This is a genomic window from Okeania sp., assembly GCF_983059655.1.
Map to the genome: position 1 here is coordinate 1 of NZ_CEZPJD010000583.1, position 5,129 is coordinate 5,129.

At 33.8% G+C, this 5,129-nt stretch carries 6 protein-coding genes; 4 read left to right on the forward strand and 2 right to left on the reverse strand.

Annotated features, from left to right (window positions below):
• From cobN to AC3DU7_RS24595, 3 genes are all read left to right on the forward strand, one after another.
• A partial coding sequence (gene cobN / locus AC3DU7_RS24585) for a cobaltochelatase subunit CobN (RefSeq protein ID WP_488041922.1) occupies positions 1-1,928 on the forward strand: 1,928 nt, incomplete at its 5' end.
• Between the two features lie 17 nt (positions 1,929-1,945).
• Positions 1,946-2,128, forward strand: coding sequence for a hypothetical protein (locus tag AC3DU7_RS24590; protein WP_488041923.1), 183 nt, complete (start codon positions 1,946-1,948; stop codon positions 2,126-2,128).
• 12 nt (positions 2,129-2,140) lie between these two features.
• Entirely contained in the window at positions 2,141-2,302 is a 162-nt protein-coding gene (locus AC3DU7_RS24595) for a hypothetical protein (RefSeq protein WP_488041924.1), read from the forward strand.
• Between the two features lie 455 nt (positions 2,303-2,757).
• Here AC3DU7_RS24595 and AC3DU7_RS24600 read toward each other — a convergent pair whose 3' ends face one another.
• A complete protein-coding gene (locus AC3DU7_RS24600; protein ID WP_488041925.1) occupies positions 2,758-3,216 on the reverse strand; it encodes a GNAT family N-acetyltransferase in 459 nt (152 codons plus the stop codon).
• A 121-nt stretch (positions 3,217-3,337) separates the two neighbouring features.
• Positions 3,338-4,087: an SGNH/GDSL hydrolase family protein gene (locus AC3DU7_RS24605; RefSeq protein ID WP_488041926.1), complete on the reverse strand. Its 750-nt coding sequence runs from the start codon at positions 4,085-4,087 to the stop codon at positions 3,338-3,340.
• Between the two features lie 659 nt (positions 4,088-4,746).
• Between AC3DU7_RS24605 and AC3DU7_RS24610 the strand changes: the two genes are divergently transcribed.
• Positions 4,747-5,067, forward strand: coding sequence for a hypothetical protein (locus AC3DU7_RS24610; protein WP_488041927.1), 321 nt, complete (start codon positions 4,747-4,749; stop codon positions 5,065-5,067).
• The last annotated feature ends 62 nt before the right edge of the window (positions 5,068-5,129 follow it).

Here is a 5,129-nt window from a genome sequence, read left to right on the forward strand (position 1 = left end):
TCTCCAATTCCGAAAAAGACTCAGACTTCCTCTCGCCTTCTGAGCAAAATAGGGAAAAATTTGTCACAGAAATAGAAAGTTTGTCTCCCGACTCTTCCAGTACAGAAAAAGATTTATTGACATCCTCGCCCCACTTAAAAATAGGAGAGAAATTTGAAAAGGATGAAAATACTAGATTTTCCGAATTAATCACTAATGCAGATGGCTATCTTTGTGAATTAAAAGAAGCACAAATTCGCGATGGTTTACATATATTTGGGCAATGTCCTCAAGGTCAACAATTACGAGATTTAATTGTAGCGATCGCTCGTCATCCTAGTACTACTCGTTTGGGTTTAACTCGTGCTTTAGCTGAAGATTTAAGTTTAGAGTTTGACCCTCTCACCGACGATTTTTCTACAATTATTAATCACAACTTATTTATAGATGGAATATCTTGTCGTACCCTGGGTGATGCTGTTGAGTTAATCGAGCAAAAAGCAGCTAATTTAGTCGAAAATTTAATTAACCAAAATCCGATAGACTCTCCCTTTCCACAGACAAATAAAGAATTAGAATGGATTCGCCAAAATCTTCTACCTTCTCTGCAAAAAACTCATCAAGAAATTACTAACTTATTAATAGGATTAGATGGCAAATATGTCCCCAGTGGTTCTTCTGGTGCCCCCACAAGAGGTAGACCAGATGTTTTACCCACAGGTCGGAATTTTTACTCTGTAGATATTCGCGCTATTCCTACAGAAACTGCTTGGAGAATAGGGCAATTAGCAGCAGAAAATTTAATTGAAAGATACACTCAAGAAAATGGTGAATATCCTCAAACTTTAGGGTTATCAGTATGGGGAACTTCTACTATGCGAACTGGTGGAGATGATATTGCTGAAGCACTGGCTTTATTAGGAGTAAAACCAGTCTGGGATAGACCTTCTCGAAGAGTTATCGACTTTGAAATTTTGCCAATTTCAATATTAGGAAGACCCCGTGTGGATGTAACTTTAAGAATTTCTGGTTTCTTTAGAGATGCTTTTCCTAATATTATCGATTTATTCGACCAAGCTGTTATTGCTGTGGCTAATTTAGATGAGTCTCCAACAGAAAATCCTTTAGCTGCTCAAGTAAAAAAAGAAGTCAAATGTTGGCAAGAATTAGGATTAACTGAAATTCAGGCAAAAGCACGTTCTCAATATAGAATATTTGGTTCTAAACCAGGAGCTTATGGTGCAGGTTTACAGGGTTTAATCGAATCTCAAAATTGGCAAGATGACCAAGATTTAGCTAGAGCTTATATTAATTGGAGTAGTTATGCTTATACAGGAATTAATAATAGTTATAACCAGGAAGCTAGAGCGATAAATTCTCCAGAAGCATTTTCTCAACGTCTCCAACAAATGCAGATAGTTTTGCATAATCAAGACAATAGAGAACACGATCTATTAGACTCCGATGATTATTATCAATTCCAAGGAGGAATGACAGTAGCAATTCGTGCTTTAACTGGCAAAAATCCTGATACTTATTTTGGTGATAATTCTATGCCAGAAAATCCCAAAGTTCGACAATTAAAAGAACAAATTGCTAGAGTTTATCGTTCCAGAGTAGTTAATCCTAAATGGATAGCTGGAGTAATGCGTCATGGTTATAAAGGAGCCTTTGAAATGGCAGCTACAATAGATTATTTATTTGCCTATGATGCTACAGCAAAATGTGTCGAAGATTTTATGTATCAAGGAGTAGCAGAAACTTATCTTTTTGATAAAAATGTACAATCATTTATACAAGCAAAAAATCCTTGGGCATTGCGAGATATGGCAGAAAGATTATTAGAAGCAAATCAACGAGGTTTATGGCAGTCAGCTAATCAAAAAACTTTGGAAAAATTGAGAGCGATCGCTCTAGAAGCAGAAGGAATAATTGAAGCTAATAGTTAATAAAAAAATCTAGTACAGTGGGCAAATATTCAAAATTATCAACTCCCAAATCAAAAACACATATATTTGCTTACTCTACTGATTATCGAGATTTAATTAGAACTGTTGAGTATGTGGAATATTTGATGTATCAAGGAGTAGCAGAAGCTGATATTTTTGAGAAAAATGTAAAGTCTATTTATTCAATAAAAAATCCTTGATAATTACGGGATATGGCAGAAAGATTATTAGAAGCAAATCAACGAAGTTTGTGGCAGTCAGCTAATCAAAAAATATTAGATAAATTACAGGCGATCGCTTTAGAAGCAGAAGGAAGAATTGAGAATTTAGAATTCAGAATTGAAAATTTAGAAGTAATTTGTACCCACAAATAGTTAAAAATTTTATTAGAAAGTCAAGTCAGATTTTGTCATTATCTTAATTAGGTGAGCAAATATTCAAAATTATCGACTCATCTCACAAACAAATATACAGCAGTTTTCGAGTCTTGAAAGTACGAGGTATCCATCACATTCTTCTCAGAAGAACTTTAATATAGGGTTTGCACTCAAAAGTCTTTTAGTAGGGTTAGGAGACAGGAAACAGGAGTCAGGAGAAATGGGAATTATAGAGGAGATAGTAGGAAGAATAGTCCCTTAATTTTTTTGCCCCTATCTGTGACCAAAATCTGCTCCTAATTTAACCATTACTACCTAAAACTTCGCACTTTTTAATACTTAAAAAGGAATTTACCTTTATCTGCAAAGACTTTTATATTTATTCAGCAAGCCCTAATATAGATTTGCTCTGTTCCGACTCAGAGACAAGAATCTAAAGTTGAACTCTAAATTCAAGTTGCCAATAATTTTTCCATAAAAACTGATAGTGGATCGGGCTTATATTCACCAAAAGGGAGAGTAAATTTATAGCCCAAGGATTTGTAGAAGGATATGGCTTCTTCTTGATAAATTCCTGTTTCTAGCTTTGCTATTAATATTCTATTGTTGACTAAATGTTCCTCTAAAGCTTTCATAATTGCTTTTGCTACACCTTTCCCACGGTAATTAGGCACAACATAAACTCTTTTAACTTCTCCATAATTTTCTATAATTTTTACTGCTCCACAAGCTATTGGATTAGGATTATCTTCAAAGAAAGCAGAAACAAAATATACATTATCTTGTACTAGAGTCTCTACAGAATCTAGGTGATTGCTTTCTGCAGGATATAAAGATGATTGGTATTCATCAAGTTCTTGAATTAGCTGAAACACATTTTCATTTCTTGGGTTTGATTTTACGATTATCATTTCCCTCAATATTAGTGGATAAGTTATTGAAATACAGCTTGATTAACATAGCTATATCATGCTGCCAATGGCAGGTTATTTTCTAATTATTAAACCTTCTGCTTCTCTATTTAAACCCCATCTATAACTCTTTTAAAATAGGCATTAATTTTTCATTCAATGCCTTATATCCTGCGCGATTAAGATGAAGGAAATCTCTACTATATTCTTCCCTAACTTTTCCTTGTTCATTTGCCAAAATCTCTCTTGTATCAAAAATTATTACATCTTCTTCTTCCAATGAAAAAATAAAATCATTCACTTCCTGAATAGCTAACTCTACATCCAGCGACCAAAAAAGTTTTCTCTCAAGTGGCACTTCAGCAATGGGAAAAATAGTTGTCAGAATCACAACAGCACCAAGCTGACGAGATTGCCTGACAATTTCTTTGATATTTGATTTACACTCAGAAATAATTGTCTCTTTATTATCAGGAAATATTGGAATTCTATATAAATCATTTACACCAACTTGAACTATTACAATATCCGCAGATAAAGGTTTTAGATGTTGATTCAATCTTCCTAAAACTTGCCCTGTAGTCTGCCCAGAAATACCTCGATTAATAAAATTAAAATTATCAAAATCTTTGGGTGAATTCCAACCACGGGCACGAGAATCTCCAAAAAAAACTATATTTTTTTGATTGAAATTTTTAGTCTCTTTGGGATTAGCATCAACAGGATAAAATTTTATGGCAAGTGGATTTAATTGTAGGGAGTTTAATTGTAAATAATAATTCCTGCTTCTATTAAAAAATAGGAAATTAAGCCGTACTGAAACTAATATAATTGTTGATAAACAGATAATTATCAATTTGTTTTTGTTCATAATTCAGAAACGCTAAAATCAAAGTCAAACTAATCTTAGCAAGAAGTAATAGAAAGCAAAAATGACAACTATTGAGTAATGATGGCTATACTGAGGGCTTTACCTAAATAAGACGGGAGCATGAAAGCCATCGTCTTTTAAGCGATGGATGAAAGGCGAGGAGTCGGATTTTAATCCGATGTATTTTATTTGACCGAAAAGCCACGTTGAAGGCCCCCGTGTTTGAACCGAGGGGATGAAAACAAAGTAGTCCTTTGGACTAGACAACTAAAGTTTTTCTCTGTTACTATGATCGACAATAAGTTTTCGTTCGGCCCGTTTCCAATGTACTGTTGTCAGCAAGTTTTAGTAAATAAAAATTCTGAATTAATTGATATCTTAACATTCTTATGTGAACAGTCTCACAAGCTCACTAACATGGGAATATATTATGCCAGGCAACTATATTTTAAGTCTCAAAAAGGCATTGGCAAGTATGACGCAAGAAAAGGTATACAAAAAGAACAATCACTATAAAGTTTTACATCTCTCTTGCAGCACAACAAATATTGAGAACTGTAGCGGAATCATTTCGCTCTTATTATGGTCTAATAAAAGCCTATAATGAAGGTACAATCGAACACAGACCAAGGATTCCTAACTATAGAAAAAAAGGGGGAATGGCTACAGTTAGCTATCCCAAACAAGCATTAAAACTTAAAGATAATCAAATTAGAGTACCACTAGGTAATACCTGTAAGCGCTGGTTTGGTCTAGATTGTTTTTATATTCCTATGCCAAGTAATCTTGAATTTTTATCTCTTAAAGAACTGAGAATATTACCGAGGAACAGATGCTTTACCCAAGAATTTATCTATGAAAAAGAAGAAGTAGTTAAACCTCAATTAAATCAAGATAATGTATTAGGAATAGACCATGGTGTAAATAATTGGTTGACCTGTGTATCTAATGTAGGTACAAGCACGGGTTGTAGATGGTAAACATCTCAAATCAATGAATCGTTGGTACAACAAACAAGTATCAACTATTAAAGAAAATCAAC